General features: G+C 72.2%; 21 protein-coding genes. 9 read left to right on the forward strand and 12 right to left on the reverse strand.

Translation table 11 applies throughout. From position 1 onward, the window contains the following. From NIE79_RS33000 to NIE79_RS33015, 4 genes are all read right to left on the reverse strand, one after another. On the reverse strand, positions 1 to 1554 hold a 1554-nt coding region (locus tag NIE79_RS33000; RefSeq protein ID WP_238682290.1), incomplete at its 3' end, for a hypothetical protein. Positions 1555 to 1664: 110 nt separating this feature from the next. Next, entirely contained in the window at positions 1665 to 2669 is a 1005-nt protein-coding gene (locus tag NIE79_RS33005) for a glycine betaine ABC transporter substrate-binding protein (protein WP_238682291.1), read from the reverse strand. Between the two features lie 200 nt (positions 2670 to 2869). Further along, a complete protein-coding gene (locus tag NIE79_RS33010) occupies positions 2870 to 3610 on the reverse strand; it encodes an ABC transporter permease (RefSeq protein WP_091403223.1) in 741 nt (246 codons plus the stop codon). Then, the gene (locus NIE79_RS33015) at positions 3607 to 4293 is read right to left on the reverse strand and encodes an ABC transporter permease (protein WP_091403225.1); all 687 of its coding nucleotides are present in this window, start codon (positions 4291 to 4293) and stop codon (positions 3607 to 3609) included. Before NIE79_RS33015 ends, NIE79_RS33010 begins: the two co-directional genes overlap by 4 nt. A 2-nt stretch (positions 4294 to 4295) precedes the next feature. Here NIE79_RS33015 and NIE79_RS33020 point away from each other — a divergent pair, with 2 nt between their 5' ends. Beyond that, positions 4296 to 5300, forward strand: a complete 1005-nt coding sequence (locus NIE79_RS33020) for an ABC transporter ATP-binding protein (RefSeq protein WP_238682292.1) — start codon at positions 4296 to 4298, stop codon at positions 5298 to 5300. A 53-nt stretch (positions 5301 to 5353) separates the two neighbouring features. Here the strand turns inward: NIE79_RS33020 and NIE79_RS33025 are convergent, their stop codons facing one another. The 7 genes from NIE79_RS33025 to folP form a co-directional block, all read right to left on the reverse strand. Continuing rightward, positions 5354 to 5785 (reverse strand): hypothetical protein, encoded by a 432-nt coding sequence (locus NIE79_RS33025; protein WP_308193261.1) that lies wholly within the window; start codon positions 5783 to 5785, stop codon positions 5354 to 5356. A gap of 125 nt (positions 5786 to 5910) precedes the next feature. Next, on the reverse strand, positions 5911 to 6219 hold the full coding sequence (locus NIE79_RS33030; RefSeq protein ID WP_238682293.1) for a hypothetical protein: 309 nt from the start codon (positions 6217 to 6219) through the stop codon (positions 5911 to 5913). 52 nt (positions 6220 to 6271) lie between these two features. Then, on the reverse strand, positions 6272 to 7486 hold the full coding sequence (locus NIE79_RS33035; RefSeq protein ID WP_238682294.1) for an ABC transporter permease: 1215 nt from the start codon (positions 7484 to 7486) through the stop codon (positions 6272 to 6274). A gap of 119 nt (positions 7487 to 7605) precedes the next feature. Beyond that, a complete protein-coding gene (locus NIE79_RS33040) occupies positions 7606 to 8142 on the reverse strand; it encodes a DUF3180 domain-containing protein (RefSeq protein WP_238682295.1) in 537 nt (178 codons plus the stop codon). A gap of 19 nt (positions 8143 to 8161) precedes the next feature. Next, positions 8162 to 8689: a 2-amino-4-hydroxy-6-hydroxymethyldihydropteridine diphosphokinase gene (gene folK, locus NIE79_RS33045; protein WP_112601537.1), complete on the reverse strand. Its 528-nt coding sequence runs from the start codon at positions 8687 to 8689 to the stop codon at positions 8162 to 8164. Beyond that, a complete protein-coding gene (gene folB / locus NIE79_RS33050) occupies positions 8686 to 9054 on the reverse strand; it encodes a dihydroneopterin aldolase (protein WP_238682296.1) in 369 nt (122 codons plus the stop codon). The genes folK and folB overlap by 4 nt, the downstream gene beginning before the upstream one ends. Beyond that, positions 9051 to 9947 carry a dihydropteroate synthase gene (gene folP / locus NIE79_RS33055; RefSeq protein WP_238682297.1) on the reverse strand — a complete coding sequence of 299 codons (897 nt, stop codon included), beginning with the start codon at positions 9945 to 9947 and terminating at the stop codon, positions 9051 to 9053. Before folP ends, folB begins: the two co-directional genes overlap by 4 nt. A 356-nt stretch (positions 9948 to 10303) precedes the next feature. Between folP and NIE79_RS33060 the strand changes: the two genes are divergently transcribed. The 7 genes from NIE79_RS33060 (at position 10304) to NIE79_RS33090 (ending at position 18768) form a co-directional block, all read left to right on the forward strand. After that, positions 10304 to 10618 carry a hypothetical protein gene (locus NIE79_RS33060; RefSeq protein ID WP_238682298.1) on the forward strand — a complete coding sequence of 105 codons (315 nt, stop codon included), beginning with the start codon at positions 10304 to 10306 and terminating at the stop codon, positions 10616 to 10618. A 13-nt stretch (positions 10619 to 10631) separates the two neighbouring features. Further along, the gene (locus tag NIE79_RS33065) at positions 10632 to 10994 is read left to right on the forward strand and encodes a hypothetical protein (RefSeq protein ID WP_238682299.1); all 363 of its coding nucleotides are present in this window, start codon (positions 10632 to 10634) and stop codon (positions 10992 to 10994) included. Between the two features lie 70 nt (positions 10995 to 11064). After that, complete coding sequence (locus NIE79_RS33070; RefSeq protein ID WP_238682300.1) at positions 11065 to 14469, forward strand: ATP-binding protein; 3405 nt, start codon at positions 11065 to 11067, stop codon at positions 14467 to 14469. A 1-nt stretch (position 14470) separates the two neighbouring features. After that, positions 14471 to 16426, forward strand: coding sequence for an MFS transporter (locus tag NIE79_RS33075; protein ID WP_238682301.1), 1956 nt, complete (start codon positions 14471 to 14473; stop codon positions 16424 to 16426). Continuing rightward, a complete protein-coding gene (locus NIE79_RS33080) occupies positions 16423 to 16980 on the forward strand; it encodes a hypothetical protein (RefSeq protein ID WP_238682302.1) in 558 nt (185 codons plus the stop codon). The genes NIE79_RS33075 and NIE79_RS33080 overlap by 4 nt, the downstream gene beginning before the upstream one ends. Before the next feature lie 71 nt (positions 16981 to 17051). Beyond that, positions 17052 to 18155, forward strand: coding sequence for a M23 family metallopeptidase (locus tag NIE79_RS33085; protein ID WP_274525032.1), 1104 nt, complete (start codon positions 17052 to 17054; stop codon positions 18153 to 18155). 13 nt (positions 18156 to 18168) lie between these two features. Next, on the forward strand, positions 18169 to 18768 hold the full coding sequence (locus tag NIE79_RS33090) for a hypothetical protein (RefSeq protein ID WP_238682304.1): 600 nt from the start codon (positions 18169 to 18171) through the stop codon (positions 18766 to 18768). A gap of 6 nt (positions 18769 to 18774) precedes the next feature. Here the strand turns inward: NIE79_RS33090 and NIE79_RS33095 are convergent, their stop codons facing one another. Beyond that, complete coding sequence (locus tag NIE79_RS33095) at positions 18775 to 19329, reverse strand: hypothetical protein (protein ID WP_238682372.1); 555 nt, start codon at positions 19327 to 19329, stop codon at positions 18775 to 18777. A gap of 195 nt (positions 19330 to 19524) precedes the next feature. On the opposite strand from NIE79_RS33095, the gene NIE79_RS33100 reads away from it, so the two are divergent. Next, entirely contained in the window at positions 19525 to 22086 is a 2562-nt protein-coding gene (locus NIE79_RS33100) for an FtsK/SpoIIIE domain-containing protein (protein WP_238682305.1), read from the forward strand. Positions 22087 to 22090: the final 4 nt, after the last annotated feature.

Here is a 22090-nt window from a genome sequence, read left to right on the forward strand (position 1 = left end):
CCGCGCCTCGTTGCGTCGTCGGGGGTGTGCGTGTGGGGGTAGCGCCGTCGCCTGGCGCGCTGCGCGCTGTCTGGGCGTCGTGGCGTGACGGGCGGGGCCGGCGTGACGGCGCGGCTCCCCGCTGACGGCGCGGCTCCCCGGACGGCGCGGCTCCTCGTGACGGCGCGGCTCCTCGTGACGGCGCGGCTCCTCGTGACGGCGCGGCTCCTCGTGACGGCGCGGCTCCTCGTGACGGCGCGGCTCCTCGTGACGGACGGCCGCCCAGCGGTCGGCCACCCGGTACTCGGTGCCGGTGGCGTCGGCGTGCACCTCGGCGCGACGTTCCCCGACCCGCAACTCGCGACCATTCTCGTCGTCGCGGACGGCGGCCCACCGGTCACCGGCCCGCAGTTGCGACCAGTACTCGCCGGTGTCGTCGGCCCGCAGCGGTGGCCCGGGCTGCGGCGCCGCGGCTCCGGCCCGGTCGCGCTGCTCCGACCAACCCCGATCGTCCGGGCTGTCCCAGGATTCCGCTGCCGGCCGCTCGGGAGTGCGGTGTGACCGGGCCGCCGGGGCGGGCTCGTCGGGCTGGGCGTACGCGCCGCGCCGATCGGTCCACTCCGGTTCGTCGCGGCGGCCCCTCCAGCCCGGCTCGTCGCCGTACCTGGCCCCGGGGTGCTCCTCCGGCTCACTCCTCGCCCGCCCGGCCGGACGGGGGCGCTCGTCGGCGTCGCCGCCCCGGGTCCACTCCTGCGCGGGTGGGGTCCACTGACCGGCGTACCCGCCGCCGTAGCGCCCGGCCGGCTCGGCCGGGCCACCGTCCACCACAGTGTGCCGGGTGGTGACGTGCACGGTCTCGGTGTGTCGGACCACGCCACCCGGCCGGTGCGCCGCCTCGGGGCGGTCGTGTTCCCGGGGGCGGGCCGAACCGTACGCGGTGGCGGCCGGCCGTTCCGCGCCGTACGTCCCGGCGGGGGCCGGCGGCTCGGGGGCCTCCCGGGCGTACGCCGGCTCGTCGTCCGGGTGCTCGGGGCGCCCCCATCGGGGCGCGTCGTCGGGGCCGGACACCCGGGCGCGGCCGGCCGACGCGTCACCCCGGTTACGAGCCACCGGTACGTCGTCCACCGGCGGCTCGACGGCAGCCACCCGCGCCCGTCCGGCGCCCGCCGGCTCGACAGCGGGGGCGGCACCGGCGAGGGCGGCACCACTGGCGTCGAGGCGGCGGCGCACCGCGGCGATCCCCTCCTGGGCCCGTTGGGCCTGGTCGAGCGCCTGGTTACCGCGCTGGGCGGCGGCCACGATCTCGGTGCGCAGCTCCCGACGCAGCTCCTCGATCTCGTCCAGCAGCTCGTCGGTCCGCGCCGAGTCGCCGTCGCCGTCGGATCGCAGCGCGATGGAGAGGCCGATCAGCACCACAGCGAGGATGGCGAGCACCGCGGCGAAGCGCAGCGGGCCGTTGCCGTCGGCCACCAGCAGGATCAGCGCCGCCACCGGCGCGAGAGCGACGCCCGCCCAGAAGAGCATGGTCAGCAGCGGTGGTCGACGCCGGGCGTCGGAGATGGCCGGGGCTGGCATGGCTGTGCAGCCTACCCACGATAACCATCGGAGGGAACGGGGTCCCCGGGACGCGCGAACGCCCCCGCCCGGTCGGGGGCGGGGGCGTTCTCATCGCGTGCGGGAAGGGCTCAGCTGGTAGCGAAGGCGCCATCCGAGGAGAAGATGAGGCCCACGCTGATCGAACCGTCGCGCAGCCCGCTCTTGGTCAGCGGGCCGCCCTGGTCCAGGGAGGAGAACTTGCCGACCGACAGCCCGTACGTCTTCTCCAGGCCCGGCTTGCAGAACGGACGCTGCTCGCACTCCGGCGGGCCACCCAGCACTGTCGCGCTGCCGGAGCACTTCGCCGCCAGCTCGGAGAGGGTCCGCACGCCGTACTTGTCGGCGAAGGCCTGGGTCACGGCGAAGGCGTTCTGGTCCTGTGCGGCGGCCGGGGTGCCGAAGGTGAGGCCGGCCTTGTCGCCCTCGGCCTTGAGTGCGGTCACCGTCGTGTTGATGTCCGGCGAGGAGACCGGCTGAGCGTTCTGGCCGTTGGCCTTGGTGTTGAGGAACTCGGCCATGGTCGCCGCGTACTCCGGGACGACCTGGATCTCGCCCTTCTCCAGAGCCGGGGCGTACAGCTCCCGGTTGCCGATCTGCTGCACCTTGACCTGGTAGCCGGCGGCGCTGAGCGCGATCCGGTACAGCTCGCCCAGGATCTGGCTCTCGGCGAAGTTGCCGGCGCCCACGGTGATGTCGCCGCCCGGGCCCTTGGCGATGCCCGCGGTGAGGTTGTTCGCGCCGGCGAACTCCTCGGCCGCCACCTTGGGGGTCTTGCGGTCCTCGTTCACCGCCTTGTTGAGCTGGATCAGCTTCGGGGTGTCCAGCGTGGCGGAGACCTTGTCCAGTGCGGCGATCAGCTGCGGATTGGCCGCCTTGCTGTTGACAGCGGGAATGACGTTGTCGGAGTTCTGGAGCTTCTTGTCGTCCTGCAGAGCGATGAGCTGCTGACCGGCGACCGGGGCGCACCCGGCGCCGGAGGCGCTCGTCTGGGGTGCGTCGGTGCCGGACGAGCCGGCGCCACCGCAGCCAGTGAGGAGTCCTGCCCCGGCGATGGCGCTGACAGCCCCGATCGCCAGACGTGTACGTGCGCGCATGTGCCCGCCTTCCGTGTCCCGGCGCGGCCCGTCCCGGGCCGGCCGCGTGTCCGACGGGCGATCCTGACTGTCGGCCGCCCGCGAATGTCCACCCAACATGCTCCGCAAGCGACCGACAACTTGGGATGGACTTCGTCACCCCATCGTCACCGATTTGACGGGCGTGGGTCGCCAGCGCGACGCGGACTCACCCGGACGGGTCAGGCGCTCCCGGTGGCGTCGGCGGCGCGGGGTCGCCCGAGGCGCTGCCGACCGCGCCGCAGCGGCTTGGGGGTGACCAGCCGTTCGACGCCGCCGAGGACCACCTCGGCCAGCAGCGCGAGCCCGGCCACCAGCACACCGCCGGCGACGATCTGCCCGCCACCGGCCGCGATACCGATACCGAAGCCGGTCCTGATGATCTGGCCCAGGCCGCCGCCGTTGACGAAGGAGGCCAGCGCCGCGGTCGCGATCACCTGGACCGCCGCGGTTCGGAAGCCGGCCGCCAGGTAGGGCACCGCGAGCGGCAGCTCCACCCGGCGCAGCAGCTGCGCGCTGGACAGGCCCATCCCCCGGGCCGCGTCGCGGGCCTCCGGGTCCACCTGCCGCACCCCGGTGTAGGCGTTGGCCAGCAGCGGCGGAACGGCGAAGACAGCCAGTGCCACCACGACCGGTGTCTTCCCGAAGCCGCTGGCGAAGACGACCGGGAGGATGGTCAGCAGCGCCAGGGTGGGGATCGCCAGGGTGGCGTTGGAGATCAGCACCACGAGGCCGCCACCTCGGCCGAGGTGCCCCAGCCAGAGCCCGAGCGGCCAGGCCACCAGGCAGCCGAGCGCCACCGCCAGGGCGGAGATCGTCAGGTGCTCGCCGAGCCGGTCCAGCATGCCGCCGGGGTTGGTCCAGTTCAGTGGGTCGTTGATCCAGGTGATCGCCTGCCCGATCGGGTTCGCCGCGACGGTCACCGTGCCCTCCGGGTGGACCAGGGGGTCACCAGTCGGGCGACCAGGATGAGCAGCAGGTCGAGCACGACCGCGAGCGCCACGCAGAGCAGCGCGGCTGTCATGATCTCGGCCTTGTAGAGGTTGTTCTGGAAGCCCGCGAAGATCAACTGCCCGAGCCCGCCGTGCCCGACCAACACCCCGACCGTGACCAACGCCACTGTCGAGACGGTCGCCAGCCGTACGCCGGTCACGATGCCCGGCAGCGCCAGCGGCAGGTCGATCCGGAACAGGCGCCTCCACCGGCCGTAACCCATGCCCTCGGCGGCCTCGCGAACCTCCGGGGGCACCTGGTTGAGACCGGCCACCACGTTGCGCACGATCAGCAGCAGCGCGTAGAGGACCAGCCCGACCAGCACAGTGGTCGCCCCGGTGCCCAGGTAGGGGGCGATGAACGCGAAGAGCGCCAACGACGGGATGGTGTAGACCACCCCACTGACGGCGAGGATCGGGCCGGCGAGCGGACGGACCCAGTACGCCAGCACGGACAACGGCAGCGCGATCAGCACCGCGATCAACACCGCTCGCCCGGTGAGGGAGGCGTGTTCGCGCACCGCGGCGAGGATCGTGTCAGAGTTGTCCCGCACGTACTGCCAGGAGAACCAGGGGTTACCCGGGTCGGCCCGGTAGCTCAGGCGGAAGGACATACGTGGACGTTACCCCGGAGGCTGCCAGCGTGGCCCAATCCCCTCGCGCGGCGTCGATCTCCCTGGAGGGCATCCAGAAGCGCTACCCGAACGGCACCGAGGCTGTCCGTGACCTCAGCCTGGAGGTCCGGGCCGGCGAGCTGGTGGTGCTGATCGGCCCGTCCGGCTGCGGCAAGTCGACAGTGCTGCGAATGATCAATCGCCTGATCGAGCCGACCGCCGGTCGCATCACGCTCGGCGACGAGGACGTCACCGACGTCGACCCGGTGCGACTACGCCGTCGCATCGGTTATGTGATCCAGAACGTCGGCCTCTTTCCACACCAGACGGTACGGGCCAACGTGGCCACAGTGCCGGGTCTGCTCCGCTGGCCCAAGAGCCAGACCCGGGCCCGGGTCGACGAGCTGCTCGACCTTGTCGGGCTGGACCCGACGGAGTTCGGCGGTCGCTACCCGCACGAGCTGTCGGGTGGCCAGCGGCAGCGGGTCGGGGTGGCGCGCGCGCTCGCCGCCGACCCGGTGGTGCTGTTGATGGACGAGCCTTTCTCGGCCGTCGACCCGATCGTCCGGGCCCGCCTCCAGGAGGAGTTCCTGCGCCTCCAGGCCGAGGTGCGCAAGACGATCGTGCTGGTCACCCACGACCTCGACGAGGCTGTCCGACTCGGTGACCGGATCGCGGTCCTCTCCGAGGGCGGGCACCTGGAGCAGTACGACACGCCGGCCGCGCTGCTCGGCGCACCCGCCACCCCGTTCGTACGCGAGTTCGTCGGCGCCGACCGGGGCATCCGCCGGCTGGCGGTCACCCCGCTCGACCGGGAGGCGCTGGATCCGGTGCCCGAGGACGCCGCAGCGGATCTGCCCACCGTCGAGGTGGACGGCTCGGCGTACGACGCGTTGGCGGTCCTGCTCACCTCGGGCCGGGACCGGCTCCTCGTGACCGACGCCGGCCGGCCGGTGGGCGCGCTCAGCCGACAGCGGCTCCTCGACCTCGGCCGTCCGACCAGCTGACCCACTCCGGCCGGGCGCACGGACGACCGCCGCGCCTGATCCGCCTCTGCGGGTCAGGCGCGACCGCCGAGGCTGGCGATGCCGATGATCCACCCGGTGAGGAAGCCGTAACCGGCACCGGTGCTGGCGTCCTGTAGGGCCCCCAGCAGTGACGGTGCCGGGCCGAGCAGCGCCGCCAGCACGGCGGCCAGCCCACCAGCCAACACGTATGCGGCCCAGCCGGAGAAGAACTGGCTGACCGGGCCGGGCACCCGGGCGACCTGGGCGGCGGGCAACAGGTAGAGCAGCGCCACAGCGAGGACCACCAGCAGCACGGCTCGCACGTCGGCGGCGAACAACCCGCCGGCCTGCCCGTCCGCGTCGAGCCGCCAGGCCGGCCAGGCGAGCAGGCGCGCGTAGAACGCGCCGGCCGACTCCGGGTCGGTCAGTGTGACGGCCCAACCGGTGTACGCCGGACTGCCGCAGATGCCGACCAGCAGCAACACCGCGAGCGCTCCGGTGCCGGCGGCCGTGCCGTAACGGCTGACCGGGCCGGAACGGTGGATGAGCGACGCGATCCGCCCAGGCCCCGAACCGGTGGCTCGGGCGGACCTGGGCTGCCCCGAGCGGCTCAGTGCTTCATCAGGTAGTCGATGAAGGCGGCCCGCAGCAGCGGCGCCGACTCCTCGTAACCGTGACCGGTCAGCTCCCGCCACAGCGCATTGGCCTCGTCGATCGTCGGGCCGATCGAGTTCGGAGCGCCGTCGAGCACCGTGGCCTCGTCAGCGTTCGGCAGGCGGCGCAGCACCGACCAGTAGAACTTCACGTCCCGACGCTCCCGGGCGAGGGCGAACGCCCGCTCCCGCAACTCCTCGGTGGACAGCGCGTCAAGCTCGGCGAACGAGGTTCCGCTCGGGGTGGCGGCAGGTGTGTCGGTCATGTCGCCGAGCCTAACGGTCGAGATCAGCTCCGGCTCGGCGGACGCGACGGGCTCACCGCTCGTCGGTGTCCCACCGTCGCGGGCCGTCCTCCCACCGCGGATCCCGCCACGGGTCGACCGGTTGCGGCGCGGCCTGGGTCGGCAGCGTCGGAGGCCAGTTGTCGACGGACTGCGGCTGCGGCGTGGTCCAGCCCGAGCTGATCGTGCCGTCGCTGACCGGCTCGGGCCGGTCCGGGCTGCCGGTTCGGGGCCGCCCGAGCGTCTCGACCAGCCGGGTGGCCACCAGCCCGACGCCGAGCGCGGCCCCGCCGACCACCCAGTTGCTCAGCGTCCAGCCGCGCTCCGACGCGTACACCTGGAAGACGGTGACCAGGCCGACCGCCAGCAGCGTGCCGAACACACCGCCCCGGCGGCCGTACGCGCTGGTGCCGGCGAGCAGGGCCACCCCGATGGCCAGCACCGTCCAGTCCAGCCCCGACGTGGGCGCCACCGGCCCGGGGTCATTGGCGGCGAGCAGCACGCCGGCCAGAGCGGCCAGCACCGAGGAGATGACCAGCGCGACGGCGGTCACCACGGCGGCCACCGCGCCCCGCCGACGGGCCGGGTCGGCGATTGGTCGGTACCGGCCGACGAGCCGGCGGATCGCCCGGATGGCGCCGAACAGCCCGCCGAGGACGGCCACCGCGGCGAAGCCGGCGAAGAGGTAACCGGCGCTGCTGCTCGGGTCGTAGTCACCCTGCACCAGCACGGGCGCCGAACGGCGCTCGATGTACACCACCACGGCGGCGGCTCCGGCCAGGCTGGCGGCCCAGCTCGGCACGTGCAGCACCACAACGGCCAGCGCCAGCGCCAGCCCGCCCACCGCGGCGACCGCCACGGCCGGGCCGAGCGACGCCGGCAGGCCCCGGTCACCCTGCTCGGCGTAGTGCAGGGCGGCCGCTACCGCGATCGGGCCGACGGCCAGGTTCGGCGCTGCCGTACGCAGGCTCAGCCCGGCGGCCAGGGCGAGCAACCCGAGCCCGACCGCGTCGATCAGCAGCGTGCGCAGGTTGCCGTCGCGCACAGCTGTCGGATCCTCCCGCCAGAGCAGCCAGCTCACGGCGGCCAGCCCGGCCAGCAACAGCAGCTCCCAGCCCAGGTGGACGCCGATCCGATCCCGGCCGGGCTCACCGTGGGTGGGGTCGTCGAAGACGTTGTCCAGAACGGCGGCCGGCACCCCCGACGAGGGTTCGGCCGACCGGTCCCGGCCCGCTTCTTCGTACCCCATGACGCCGCCTCCCCAGTGGCCGACCGTCCCCAGTCCGGCGCACGGACGGACCCTGGGCGGCCCTTGCTCTCCGATCGCAGGCACCGTACCCGCGCCCGCAGCCGGGCGTAACCCCCTGCTCAGCGCTGGCCGGGGCGGCTCTCCCGAGGGTCCTGCTCGCGCTCGTCGTCCGGGCGTTCCGGCACGCGGCAGGAGCGCTCCAACCAGAGCGCGGCCCCGACCAGTGCCAGCGAGGCGAGCAGACCCCCGGCGGCGGCCGGTCGATCGTCCAGGGCGGCACGGGTGGTCTCCACGAAGAGCCAGCCGGTGAGCCCCGCGTAGAAGCCCGCGAAGATCGCCGCGGCCAGTGCCGACGCCTTGGCCAGCACCACGAAGCGGGCGACCAACAGCGGATTGACCGGGTCCCGACCCGGCTTGCGCTCGATCCGGCCCCGGGTGTTGATCGCGGCGTACGCCTCCAGCACGGCGAGCCCGGCCAGCGTCACCACCGGCAGCCAGGGCAGCCGGGGAATGCCGCTGTAGTAGAGGGTGCTGATCAGCAGCCAGGCCACCGCCGCCGCGGCCAGGCCAGCCACGACCAGGGTCGAGATCCGGGTGGGGCCCATCCGCGACCCGTCCGGGCCCGACCCGCTGGGTGGGGGCTTCGCCTGCGTCATGCCGGCCGGTTCCGCTCGGTCATGCCGTCGACTCTAACGCCAACTCCGGCCGGGGACGCAGCTCCAACGCCTCGTCCGCCGCCGGGCCGGTGGTCAGCAGGTCGGTCAGCCAGCCGTGACCGGGCAGCCGACCGTACGGCTGGATGTCGATCCACGGACGCAGCACGAAGGCGCGCAGGTGCGCCCGGGGATGCGGCAGGGTCAGCTCCTCCTCGTCGCTGAGCACCGGCTCGTCGTCGTCGCCCCAGACCGCGATCACGTCCACGTCGAGGGTGCGCGGCCCGAACCGCCGCTGCGGGTCACGGACCCGGCCGGCCGCGCGCTCCGCGTCCCGGGCCCGCTCCAGCCAGTCGCGCGGGGTCGCGCTCTCGTCCTGCACGAGCACCACCGCGTTGAGGTACGCGGGCTGGTCGGTGTCGCCCCACGGTGGAGTCTCGTAGACCCCGGAGAGCACGAGCACCGCGTCGCCGAGGGTGGCGACGGCCGTGCGCAGGTGCTCCAGGCGGTCGCCCAGGTTGCTGCCGAGCGAGAGGACCGCCCGGGTCACCGGGTACGCGCCCGGGTCATCGTGACGGCCACGTCGGTGAAGGTGTGCGGCACCGGAGCCTCCGGCTTGTGCACGGTGATCGTCGCGGCGTCGACCCGAACGTCTGCCAGGCAGACAGTGAGGAGTCGGTCCGCCAGGGTCTCGATCAGGTTGACCGGCTCGCCGGTCACCACCGCGACCAGGCGTTCGGCCAGCTCGCCGTAGTGCACTGTGGCGGTCACGTCGTCGCTGGTGGCGGCCGGGCCGAGGTCCAGTTCCAGGACGGCGTCGACAACGAAGTCCTGCCCCTGCTCGCGTTCGAAGTCGTACACCCCGTGCCGGCCGCGCGCCCGCAGGCCGGTCAGGTGGATCCGGTCCGTCGTCATCGCCGTACCCCATGCTCGTGATCGTGTGGCGTTCGCTTCTCGTCGTGGGGCGACACGGCCAGCCGGGGGCTACCGGTCGCCGCCCAGACGGCGAGCGCGTCGGCGGTGGCCTGGACGTCGTGCACGCGTACGCCCCAGGCGCCCGCGGCGACCGCCAGCACGCTGGTGGCCACGGTGGCCGCCTCCCGCTGGGCGGTCGGTCGCGGCGTGCCGTCCGCGGTGGCGAGCAACCGGCCGAGGTACGACTTGCGGCTCGCCCCGAAGAGCAGCGGGTAGCCGAGATCCAGCAGCTCCGGCAGGCGGGAGCTGAGCTCCCAGTTGTGCGCGGCGGTCTTGGCGAAGCCGAGCCCGGGGTCGACGATGAGGCGGTCGGCGGCCACGCCGGCGGCCAGCGCCGTGTCGATCCGTTGGGCCAACTCGGCCCGGACGTCGACCACCACGTCGGTGTAGGTGGCCAGCTCGCGCATCGCCCGGGAGTGCCCGCGCCAGTGCATCAGCACCCACGGGCAGTGCGCGTCGCGGACCACCCGGGCCATGTCCGGGTCGGCCAGGCCACCGGAGACGTCGTTGACCACCGCCGCGCCGGCGGCCAGGGCGGCCTCAGCGACCCGCGCACGGCTGGTGTCGACGCTGACCGTCACACCGGCGGCGGTCAGCTCGCGGATGACCGGCAACACCCGCTCGGCCTCGGTCGCGGCGTCGATCCGCTCGGCGCCGGGACGGGTCGACTCGCCGCCGATGTCGACCAGGTGCGCGCCGGCGTCGCGCAGACGGACGCCGTGTCCGACGGCAGCGTCCAGGTCGGCGTACCGTCCGCCGTCGGAGAAGGAGTCCGGTGTGACGTTGAGGACGCCCATCACCACCGGGCCCGAAGCCCGCACCAGATCGGTCACGACTAGACGGTACCGGTCGCGGCAGCGGCGCCCAGCGACCCGGGTCGGCCCCGCACCACTGCCCCTGACGTGCCGATTAGAACAGGTGTACGATCGGTCATCCGGGCAGTATTGGGCAGCCCCTTCGCGGCTTGTCGCAATCCGGGGCGGCCCGTACGCTTTGGAATTGGCCAGCATCGAGATGGCGAAGCTTGGAGGGAGGGCCGAAGCGGGGAAAATCCGCCCAAACCTCGCCACCCTCCGTGGTGAGTAACGAACACAGGGTCAAGAACGCCATGCCCTGTGGAGCGCTTTTCCTGCCAGGCTTGCCTATTGCACCGCCGCGGCACCGCCGGCCGCGCTATGGGGAGGTTCCAGTGATCGCCTTCGAGCTCATGGAGACGGCGTCGTCCGGCGTCGCCCACGCGCTCTCCACCCTGGCGTCGGCTCCACTCGCGGAGCCGGCACCGAAGGGGATCGACACCGACGGTGTGGTCAAATTCTTCGCCGGCAAGATCGCGCCGATCCTGCTCGCCGTCCTGGGCGTCATCTTCATCGGCCGTGCCAGCCGGGGCGAGATCTCCAAGGTGCTGACCAGCTCCGCGATCGCCATCGTCGGGCTCGCCTTCATCGCGGGCGCGGCAACACTCTTCTTCGTCGGCGATTACCTGATCGACCTCATCTTCGAATAGGCGCGTTCACCAGATGCGGCTGCGCACCGACGACGACATCTACCGGGCCCGCCTGGTCTACCTCGGGCCGCCCGGTTACACCCTTCCGGTCCACCTGCCCTACGCCCAGTACGGGCTCTTCCTGCTGCTGGTCCCCCTCTACATGTTCATCCACTGGCTGTTCACGTTGACGGTCGAGCTCTTCCCCGCCTGGGAGATCGCGCTCGCCATCGTGACCACGTCGTTCATCTTCCGGCACGTCGACCCCGATCGGCCGGCGCGGGTGGTCATCCGCACCGCGCTGACCGACTGGCGACGCACCCGGGAGCCGGCGGTCGAGCAGCGCGATCCGCGCCTGGTCGGCAGCCGGATCAGGATTCGGGAGGAGCTGGCATGACCGGATGTACGTCGAACGGTCCGTCGCAGACCGCGGGCAAGGGTCTGCCGACAGTCGCCGAGGCGATCGCATGAGCCGCTCCTCCACGCCGGGCTCCCCGGCCGGGCGCCCAGGCGTACCAGCCGGTCACCGTGCGCACTCATTCGACTACACCGAGGACGAGGACGAGGTTGCCCTCGACCCCGCTCTGGTGACGTCACCCGGCCACGGTGCCGTCGGCGTGTTCCAGGCGCCCCGGCCGGTTCCCCGCCGGACGCCACCGGCCGAGCCCAGCGCCGTGTCGGCCGGCGAGAACGCCGACATCGACTCTCCCTTCCTGGACCTCTTCGGCGGCGGGGGGCGACCCGGCTCGCCACGAGCCGTCACCGCAGGCCCGAGCACCCGCGAGCAGCCGCCGATCCCGCATCAGCCGCCACCCACCGCCAGCCCGGCACCTGCCCGCGCGGTTCCCGAGCTGGAGCCACCGTGGACGCCCGCCGAGCCGCCCGGCAACGGTGGCCGACCCGTCGAGCCACGGCACGGAGGCGGCCACCCGGCCAGCGAGTCCCGGGTGCCGCACCAGGCCGGCGATCGGCGGCCGATGCTGCGTCCGCCGGACGAGCCCGACCCGTCCACCGGCGAAGGGTCGCCGTCCGCGACCACCGGCCCCGTCCGCCGACCCGCTAGCACCGCGCCGGGCGGCCGCCCCGCAGCGACGGCCCGACCGGCGGTCCAAGCGCCCCAGCCGGCGGCCGCAGCCAGCCGGTCCACGGCTCCGCCGGAGCAGCCGGCGATGATCACATCTGCGGATCGGCCAGCTCTCGAACGCACGGCGCGCCGTGCCACCGGCAAGGAGGTCGTCGCGCCCCGACAGCGCACGGCGAGCCGACCGGACCGGCCGATCAAGCCGACCCGGGTCCGCGCCCCGAAGATCAAATTCGGGGATCGGGATCCGTCCGTCGAACTGGCCATCACCGAGATCGCCGGCCACCTGACCTTCACGCCGAACACCGTCACCGCCTGGTACTGGCTGCCCGAGGTCCGCTGGGCGTTCCGGCCGGACGCCGAACGCGAGGCGCTGCTGTCGGCGATCTCCGAGCAGTACGCCGGCCTGGCCGGCTTCCGGCTGCACCTGCGCCGCACCACCCGGCCGTTCCCCGCCGACGAGTGGGCGCGCACGATCGACACGCACACCTCGGCGCCACTGCCCGACGTACCCGGCACCACCGGCTGGGCCGACCACCTGGTCGCCGCCCAACGCCACCTGATGGCGGTCAACCACGCCGAGGGCCAGACCTACCTGGGCGTCACCTTCGCCCGGCGGTCCCTCGGCGACTCGCTCACCGAGCGGCTGCTGCGCACCTTCGGCCGGGGCACCGCCGATGGGGAACGCCGCAAGCTGGGCCGCACCGTCGAACAGTTCGACGAGGTGCTCGGCGCGTTCGGCATGCGCGGCCGGCGGGTCACCGCCCAGGAGCTGGAGTGGCTGCTCTACCGCTCGGTGGCGCTGTGCATGTCGCCGCCGAGCACCCTCTCCCCCGTCACCGACGGGCGCTGGGAGCGCGGCGACCTGCTCGCCATGACCGAGCAGGTCGAGCGCTACCGCACCCCGTACGGCTCGACGGTCAAGCTGGTCAACCGGATGACCGGCGAGGAGCGGCACGTGGCAGTGCTCGCTGTCGGCCGGATGGAGCCGCTGGAGATCCCGGAGCGACACGAGCCCTGGCTGCACTTCCACGAACGGCTGCCCTGGCCGATGGAGATTTCCACCCGCGTCGACATCCTCGGCTCCGGCGACTCCTTCCGCAATCTCGAACACCGGCTGCGGATGATCCGCTCGCAACAGCTCGACTACGCCGAACACGGCATCGACGCGCCCCCCGAGCTGGAACGACTGGCCAAGCGCGCCCTGGTGATCGGCGACGAGATGACCACCGGCCTGCCGGTCGACTCGGCCCGTGCGCACGGCTGGCACCGGATCGCGGTCGGCGGCCGCACCAGGGAGGAATGCCTGGAGCGGGCCCGCCGGCTCATCCAGCTCTACTCCCGGGAGCTCCGCATCTCGCTGCAGCACCCGAAGAACCAGGACTGGCTGGCCCGCGAGTTCATCCCCGGCGAGCCGATCGCCAACACCGGCTACGTCCGTCGCATGCCGGTGCCGTTGCTCGCCGCCGCGCTCCCCCAGGCCGCCTCCAACGTGGGCGACCGGCGGGGCGACCTGATCGGCCGGACCGCCGGCACCTGCCGCCGCCCGGTCTTCCTCGACCTGCACTTCCCCATGGAGGTCCGGGAACGCTCCGGGCTCGCGGTCTTCGTCGCCGAACCGGGTGGTGGCAAGTCGACACTGCTCGGCGCCCTGGGCTACCTGGCTGCCCGCCGAGGTGTCCAGGTGACCCTGCTCGACCCGTCCGGCCCGCTGGCCCGCCTCTGCGCGATGCCCGAGCTGCGGCCGTACTCCCGGGTGTTGAACCTGACCGGCTCGGAGCACGGCACCCTGGCGCCCTACTCGCTCATCCCGACGCCGCTGCGCTCCGAGTTCGGCACCGGAGCACCCGGTGACCGGGAGTTCGAGATCGCGGTCTCCAACGCCCGCGCCGAGCGGCGGATGCTGGTCCAGGACATCTGCATGATGCTCGTCCCGCCGCAGGTGGCCAGGGAGGCGTCAACCGCCACCCTCTTCCGGCACGCCGTCCGCCAGGTCCCCGCCGAGGAGACCTCCACCCTGGACGACGTGGTGAGCTGCCTCGGGCGGCTCGACGACGACGCCGGCAAGGAACTGGCCAACCTCCTGCTGGACACCGCCGAGATGCCACTGGCCATGCTCTTCTTCGGCCGACCGCCGGAAGGGCTGCTCGGTGCCGACGCGGCACTCACCGTGATCACCATGGCCGGGCTACGGCTGCCCGACCTCAAGATCGAACGCGAATACTGGTCAGCCGAGGAAGCACTGGCCCTGCCGATGCTGCACACCGCGCACCGGCTCGCCGTGCGGCGCTGCTACGGCGGCTCGATGTCGTCCCGCAAACTCGTCGGCCTCGACGAGGCGCACTTCATGGAAGGCTGGCGGTCCGGGCGCTCCTTCCTGGTCCGGCTCGCCCGTGACTCCCGCAAGTGGAACCTGGCCGCGCTGGTCGCCTCGCAGAACCCCAAAGACATCCTCGGCCTCGACGTGCAGAACCTCGTCTCCACAGTCTTCGTCGGCCGCATCGCCGAGGACGCCGAGATCGCCTCCGAAGCGCTGCGGCTGCTGCGGGTGCCGGTCAACGACGGGTACGAAGCAACCCTGGCCTCACTCTCCGCCGCCGACACCAGCTCGTCCAGCCGGCTCGGCTTCCGCGAGTTCGTGATGCGCGACGTCGACGGCCGGGTGCAGAAGGTCCGAGTCGACGTCTCGTACGTCGAAGGGCTGCTGGACCACCTCGACACGACGCCCGCCGCGATCGCCGCGGCGGCCGGAGTCCTGCCGAGCATCCCCCTGCCGGATCTGGAGGCGTGACATGGCTAGGGCCTGGGCAAGGACTGCGTCGTTCCTGCTCGCCCTTGGCGTACTGGCCGGGGCCACCCTCACCTGGCCGCTGATCGGCGCGGAGGCCGCAGCCGCGGCACCGCCCGCCGCCCAGGCCCGCGCCGACCTCTGCACGACCGCCGAATGGCAAGCCGACTTCCGTGCCTGCGTGGCGAAACTCAAGCAGGTCGGTGAGGGGGAGATCGAGTGTCGGAAGCCGCCAGTACCGTCCGCGCCTGACTCGGGCCTCGCTGGCTGGTTCGCTTCCCGCCCGGACTCGTCCAAGCTGCCCGGACCCAAGGGCATCTACAGCGACTACGGCTACGGCGGTTACAGCTTCAACACTTATAAGCTGGATGGTGGCTGCGCCTCCGCCGTCCTCCATCCCGACTACAAGTTCACCACCACCGTCGCCAACGGTGAGCTCATGATCGCCACGGCGGTCGTGGGCGCTTCGAACGCCCTCCGTGAGCGGGCCTGGGACCCTCGCTCGATGTGGGATTGGGCCGACCCGCTGGTGGAGAAGGCCACCAAGGCCGTCTACCAGAAGGTATTCAGCGTCTTCGGAATCGTCACGCTCTGCGTGGTGGGCCTCTACCTGCTGTGGCGCTCCCGCCAGTCGGACATGAGCAATGCGATGACGACGGCCGGGTGGGCGCTACTGGTGATGGTTGCGGTCACCGCGCTGGCAGCCTGGCCGGTCAAGTCGGCGAACATCGCCGACGGCACCCTGATCACCTCACTCGGCGTCGTGCACGATGCTTTAGGTCCGGCATCAAAAGATGTCCCAGCCGACAAGTGCGTACTTCCGAACCCGGACGCCTGCGTCGACAAGCGGCCACCGGCCGTCCGGGCCAGCGACACCGCTACCGAGTCGATGCTTTACCGCAACTGGCTGCGTGGCGTGCTTGGCTCAGCCGACAGCGAGACCGCCAAGAAGTACGGCCGGGCACTCTACGACGCCAAGTCGCTGAGCTGGGGTGAGGCGGAATCAGTCCGTTCCAATCCCAGCACCCGTGGTGTAGTGATCGAGGCCAAGCAGCGACAGTGGATGACTATTGCCGAGCAGATTAGGGTCGAGGACCCGGAGGCGTATGAGTTTCTGACGGGAACCCGCGATATGGACCGGATTGGCTCCGGGTTCATCGCGGTGCTTGCGGCCGTGCTCTTCGCGATGTTCGACCTCACCGCGTCAGTGCTGGTACTGCTGGGCTTCCTGATCTTCCGGTGGGCGGTGATCGCGGCACCCATCCTGGGCACCATCGGTTTGCTCCGACCGGCCAGCGCCGGGCTACGCCGACTGGCTAACGCGGTCGTTGCCGCGGTGTTCAACATTGCCATCTTCGGCACCGGCGCCGCGATCTACCTCTTCGCTGTTGATTTGATCATGAGCACACCCACCCTGCCGGGCTGGCTCCAGGTGGTGCTGGTCTGGCTCTGCGGGGTGGTCGGATGGCTGCTGCTGCGCCCGTACCGGCGGATCACCCAACTCGGCGGCAAGGACAGCAGCGAAGCGGTCAGCTCCGCCGGATCCTGGCACCGCCGGTTCTTCCGCGACATGCGGACCGCCGCTCGGCTGGACGTGGCCGAGCCGGGCGGCACCGCCGAGCCGGTGGGCGGACGTCGACGGTCGCCCGACGCTACGCAGACCCGGCTACGTCCCGAGGCGCGGCGGGAGGACCCGGCCCCGGTGCCGACCGCAGTGGCCGACGGGCGGCGTGCAGACGGGGTACGCCCCGACGGTCGAGAGCGGCCCGAAGAAGCCCCGGCGGAAGAGGGCAGGGGTCGGAGCCGCCCAACCGCCCCGCAGCCCCGACGCCGACAGCCAGCGACCTGGACCGAGCCGGATGTTCCGGCTGAGAACCCTTCGTTCGTGGTCTACCGCCCGGGCTCCACCGAGCGTGTACCGGACCGCACCGGACCTCGGGTGCGCTCAGAGGCGAGGTGACGGTCATGCGACGGGCGTTGGAATTCCTCTTCACTCGGGCTCTGCGGTCCCGGCTGGGCATTGCGCTGGCGATCGGGGTGGTGGTCGTCGGCGTGCTCGGGGCGACCCGGCTGATCTCCAACCCGGTCGACTCAGCGGATGGGTTGAGCAGCCGTCCGGATGGGCCGATCGTCACCGTGGATCCGACGGCCGGCGACGACGGGCTGCTCAACAGTGCGGCGCCACCTTCACCCGCGACGTCGCCCGGCGCCCGCACACCCGAACAGACCGCCGACCGCTTCGCCAAGGCCTGGCTGGGCCGTCCCGGGATGACCACCGAAGAGTGGCAGGCTGGCCTACGGCCACTCTCCACGCCGGCGCTGAGGGAGAAGTTGACCGGCGCCGAGCCCGAGAGCGTGCCGGCCGAGAAGGTCACCGGTCCGCCAACAATGCGAGAGCGGACCGAAACGTTCGTCGAGTTGCTGCTCCCCCTTGATGCCGGCGGGCTCCGGTTGGAGCTGGTCACCTCCGATGATGGTTGGCTGGTCGACGTTCTGGACTGGGAGCGGCCGTGAGCGACGTTGGTAGCGCCAAAACCCGCCGCGGTCCCCTCCGGCTCGGTGTGGTCGCCGCGGTGCTCACCGGGATGCTGCTTCTACTCTGCTGCACCGGCGGCACCGCGGCGTTCTTCCTCACCGGGCTCGGCGGCGACGACGCCGAGAACGTGGAGGCCTTGGCCCGGATGGAATGCGGACCGGCCCGAGCGGTCAATATCGCAGGCAAGCTGCCGCGGTTCACCGAGTACGGCGACACCCAGGTCCGCAATGCCGCGATCATCATCAAGGTCGGCCAGGACATGGGCGTACCCTCCCGAGGCTGGGTGGTCGCCCTCGCCACCGCGATGCAGGAGTCGGCCCTACGCAACCTGGCGAACAGCGGCGTTCCCGCATCCCTGGCCCTGCCGCACGAGGGGGTTGGCGCGGACCACGACTCGCTGGGCCTGTTCCAGCAGCGGCCGGGGTGGGGCAGCGTCGCCGAGCGGTTGACCCCCGCGTACGCGGCCCGCAAGTTCTACGAGAAGCTCGTCAAGGTGGAGAGTTGGCAACGCCGACCACTGACCGCAGTCGCCCAACGGGTGCAGGTCAGCGCATATCCGGATGCGTACGCCAAACACGAAGAGGTAGCCAGCCGGCTCGTGGACGCGCTGGCCGGCGGCGCGGCCCGCACCGTCGAGATCAACGGCAAGGCGGTGTGCAACGCGGCCGAACGCGGTCAGATCGCGGCCTCCGGCTGGACCGCGCCGATCCCCGGCGGAGTCGGCTCCGGTTTCCGCACCACCAGCCGTCCCAGCCACAACGGTGTCGACATCGGCGCGGCCAAGGGCACCGAGATCCGCGCGGCAGCGACCGGTCGGGTGCTGGTCTCCACCTGCGACGAGGACCACCGCGGCCGCCAGGACTGCAACGTGGACGGCTTCCCCGGCAAGGGTGGCTGCGGCTGGTTCGTCGACCTGCTGCACGCCGGCGGCTACATCACCCGCTACTGCCACATGGTGGTCCAGCCCTTCGTCAAGAAAGATCAGATCGTGACGGCCGGTCAGGTGATCGGCAAGGTCGGCAGCAGTGGCAACTCCTCCGGCCCGCACCTGCACTTCGAGGTGCACCTGCGCAACGACCGCAACGCGTCCGGCGCGGTAAACCCGGTCCCGTTCATGCGCGAGCGGGGCGCCCCGCTGCGCGCCGCTGAGTGAGGCCACCGCGGTCATGACCGGACCACTGCCCGACCCGTTCGCCGACCAGCCCGACTGGGCACCGCAGCCGCCGAGACCCCTGGCCATTGTTCCCGCGACCGAGCGGGTCGAGCTACGGGGGCAACGGGTGCTGGTCGGGCTGCCCGGGATGGGTTGGCGCGGCGACCTGCGCGCGGACGACCGGGTGGTGCAGAGCGCCCGAACCTACGTGCCGGTGATCCCCGAGCACGAGTGGTACCGGGCCGAAGCCGACCAGGTCGAGGTGTTCGCGCCGCTGGTGCCGGTGGAGCGGGTCTGGGTGGAGACCATCGGCAGCCGACCGGGATTGGACGACGCCCGGGACACAGGGATCCGGCTGGTATCGCTGGACGGCCCGGCACACCGGACCCCCACGCCGGTCTTCGAGGCGGACGCGGTCACCGGTCGGCGGGTGGTGCACGTCGAGGGCGGCCTGGAGCACCGCGACCTTCGAGCGGTCACCGAGACCTACTCGGGCGCCGAAGGAGACATCTGCGTACGAATCACCCCCGAAGTGGAGTGGTATCGCTGGGCCTGGCGCGGTCAATCACCCACGACCCTTGAGGTGCCGGTTCACCTGCTTTGGATCGAGTAAGTCTGCTCAGAATTGCCCGGCCTTACATACCCGCCAGCCGTCTTCGCGCCGTGTCTCAAATCGCCAACGCTGGCGATCGCTCTGCGATACCCCGTCCACGTAGGCCGAGAGAATGAGGTCGACCTCAACGTTTGCGGAATCACCTTGCCGCTGAATTGAGAAGTCCTCCCAACTTGTCGAGATCTTGGTGCTGAACCGGAGTTCACGCGCTATCAGATCCTCCCGGAGTTGCCGCAGACCTTCGATATCTGCACCGCCTTGACAGACAAACTCGCTTGCTCTCGTGTCGTCCCGGTCTGCCAAAAACGACTGAATGTAATTGGCCACCACTACGTCTGGCGTGCTGCGGTCGGGCGTCGAGGCGCGGTTGTACCAAACCAAGGCGGTGGCGACTCCGCCGAGGCAGAGCAGGGCGAGCACGCCGGCGACGACCGTGAGCACTGTCCGCATCCGGCGGCGTGGCGGCTGCGGTGCCGGCGTTGCCGGGGCGGGCGGCAGCTGCTCGGACGGTGTCCGCTGGGCCGGTACGCGGGAGACCTGGGAACCGGCGGGGGGCTGCACTGATTCCACCTCCTGAAGTTATCGGCTGGACGCTCCGGAGCCAATGCCTCAGATCCAGCGGATCGTGACGGACCCCTCCCCACCGGTGAGATCCACGACAACACCGGCGCAGCGCCGAGGCACCTCCCGGAGGAGGGCCGTCGGCTGGGATACCGTCTCTGCTTGGGGAGGGGTTGCCAACCTCGGGTAGAGGGGGTGGACGCGGTGGCCGGTCCGAAGGCTCGCACGAACCGCGCCGCAGCCCTGCACCGTCGGGCGGCGGCCGTCGCGACCGCAGCTGCTGGGATCCTCGACGAGACGCGGCCGGCTCCGGCCGATCAGCGCCGCCAGTACGAGGTGGCCGACCGGCTCCGCACGGCTGCGGCCGTGCTGGCTCCGGGCTGGTCGGGCGCGGCGCTGGACTCGCTCACAGTGGACTCGCCGGCGGGTGATGGTCCTCCGCCGTTCGTTCGGGTCGGTACTGCGGCGCCGTTTGACGACGCTCGTTTCCCCGCGTTGGTGCCGCTTGTCGGCACGGGTCACCTCAGCGTGGACGCTGACGCGCGGGAGCCGCGGGTGGCGGGGTTGCTGCGGGCCGTACTTCTGCGGTTGTTGGGTGCGGCACCTGCGGGTGCCCTGCTGATTCGCGCGGTGGATGCCACAGGTGCTGTGCTGACGCCGTTCGGGGCGCTCGCGGATGCTGGCCTGTTCCCGCCGCCGGCGGTGGACGTGGCGGGGTTGCGCGTGGTGCTGACCGAGGCGGAGCAGTGGGTGACGCCGGGGGCGAGTGGGCGGCGTCGTCACGATCGGACGTTGTTGCTGGTGGTGGCCGCGCTGCCGGAGTCGACCGGCCCGACCGATCTGGCGCGCATCGAGACGTTGGCCGAGCAGGGGCCGGCTGCTGGGCTGCATCTGGTGGTGGCTGGTTGGCCGCCCGCCGGCCCGTACTCGGCCCGAGCACCGCTGCCGCACACCACTTCGCTGGCGCTGCGTAATGCGTACGCGCTGCTGGGCGATCCGCCGGGGGCGTCGTTCGCCGGGCCGGGCGCCGATCCGCCGGGCGGTTTGAACTCGCCGGTCTTCGTCGAGGCGGACCCGCCGGCCGAGCTGGTCGACGCGGTCTGTCGGCGGCTCGCCGAGCAGGTGGAGGCGGGTTCCCGGTTGGCGTTGGGTGCTCTGCTGCCGCCGACGGGTGAGCAACTGTGGGAGTCGGACTCGGCCGACGGGCTGACCACTACCGTCGGCGATGCGGGGGGCCGGTCGGTGCCGCTGGGCTTCACCGAGTTGACCCCACACTGGCTGGTGAGTGGCCGGTCCGCTGCGGGTCGGGCCGCGTTCCTGACCACCGCGTTGCTCGGCTTGGCCGCCCGGTACGGCCCGGACGACCTCGCGTTCTACCTGGCGGATCTCGGCGACGGCGAGTCCTTCGTGGAGTTTCTGCAGACCGAGCGGGACCGGTCGTGGGTGCCGCAGGTGCGCGCGGCCGCGATGGCCGCCGACCGGGAGTACGTCCGGGATCTGTTGGACGAGTTGACGGTCGAGGTGCAGCGCCGCACGGAGGCGGGCGCCCGGGCCGGGGGGCAACGCTTCGCTGAGCTGCGTCAGCACCAGCCGCTGCCGCGGATCGTCTGTGTGGTGGACAATGTGCCGCTGCTCTTCGCCGAGCGGGACCGGCTGGCCGCCGAGGTGGCCGCCCAGTTGGACGGGCTGGCCCGGGCGGGTCGGGCGTACGGCGTGCACCTGGTCCTGGCGGGCGCGGGCGAGTTGGGGTTGAGTGCGCGCGCGGATGCTGGTCATCGGGATTCGGTGCTCGGGCAGTTCCCGGTGCGGGTGGCGCTGCCGGGTGGCAGTCCGGTGTTGGAGCCGACGAACGACTCGGCGGCCGGTCTGCCGGTGGGCAGCGCTGTGGTGAACACGGCCGGCGGGCTCGGTGGCCCACGGGGTGCGATCCGGGGTCACGAACGGTTGATTCGCCACCCGGACCCGCAGGATCATCCGGAGGTCGTGGAGAAGCTGCGGCACGAGTTGTGGGCGGCCCGTCCGGCCGGGTCGGTGCCGCCGGTGGTCTTCGCGGGTTACGCCCGGCCGCTGCTGGGCAACGATCCGCGCCACCGGGCGGCCCTGGCGGGGCAGGCGCACGGCCCGGCCGCCCTGCTGGGTCGGGCGGTTGACGTGGCCCGCTCGACGGTCGCCGTGCCGCTGGGGCCGGCGGCCGGGCGCAACCTCGCGGTGCTGGGCTCGGGTACCGCGGCGGGTGGGCTGTTGGCGACGGCGGCGCGGAGCACGTCGGCTCACCACGCACCGGGCGGTGCCCGCTTCCTGGTGGCGGCACCGGACCCGGGTGCCCGGGCACTGGCCGAGGCGCTGACGGCCGATTTGGCGGCCCGGCATCCGGCCGAGTTGGTGGATCTGCCGACACTGCTCGCTGACGCGACCGACGACCTGCCGACGTATCTGGTGGTCTTCGGTCTGGACCGGCCGGGTCCCCGCGAGCTGCCGGTGGACCGGCTGCGCTCTCTCCTGCGGGATGGGCCGCCGGCGGGGCGGCATCTGCTGGGCTGGTGGCGTGCGGTGCCACCGTTCGCCGCGTTGTTCGAACCGGCGGGCGAGGTGGACAAGCTTACGGCGGTGGCCGTGCTGGACGTGCCGGTCGCGCAGCTCACAGCGGTCTTCGGTCGGCCGGTCGAGTGGCAGGTGCGCCCCGACCGCGCGGTGCTCTGGGACGGCCCGGACGAGCGGGGCACCGTCCTGGTGCCGTTCGCCGACGAGGCCGGCTGATCGG

Source organism: Micromonospora trifolii (genome assembly GCF_022229005.1).
Taxonomy (GTDB): Bacteria; Actinomycetota; Actinomycetes; order Mycobacteriales; family Micromonosporaceae; genus Micromonospora; species Micromonospora trifolii.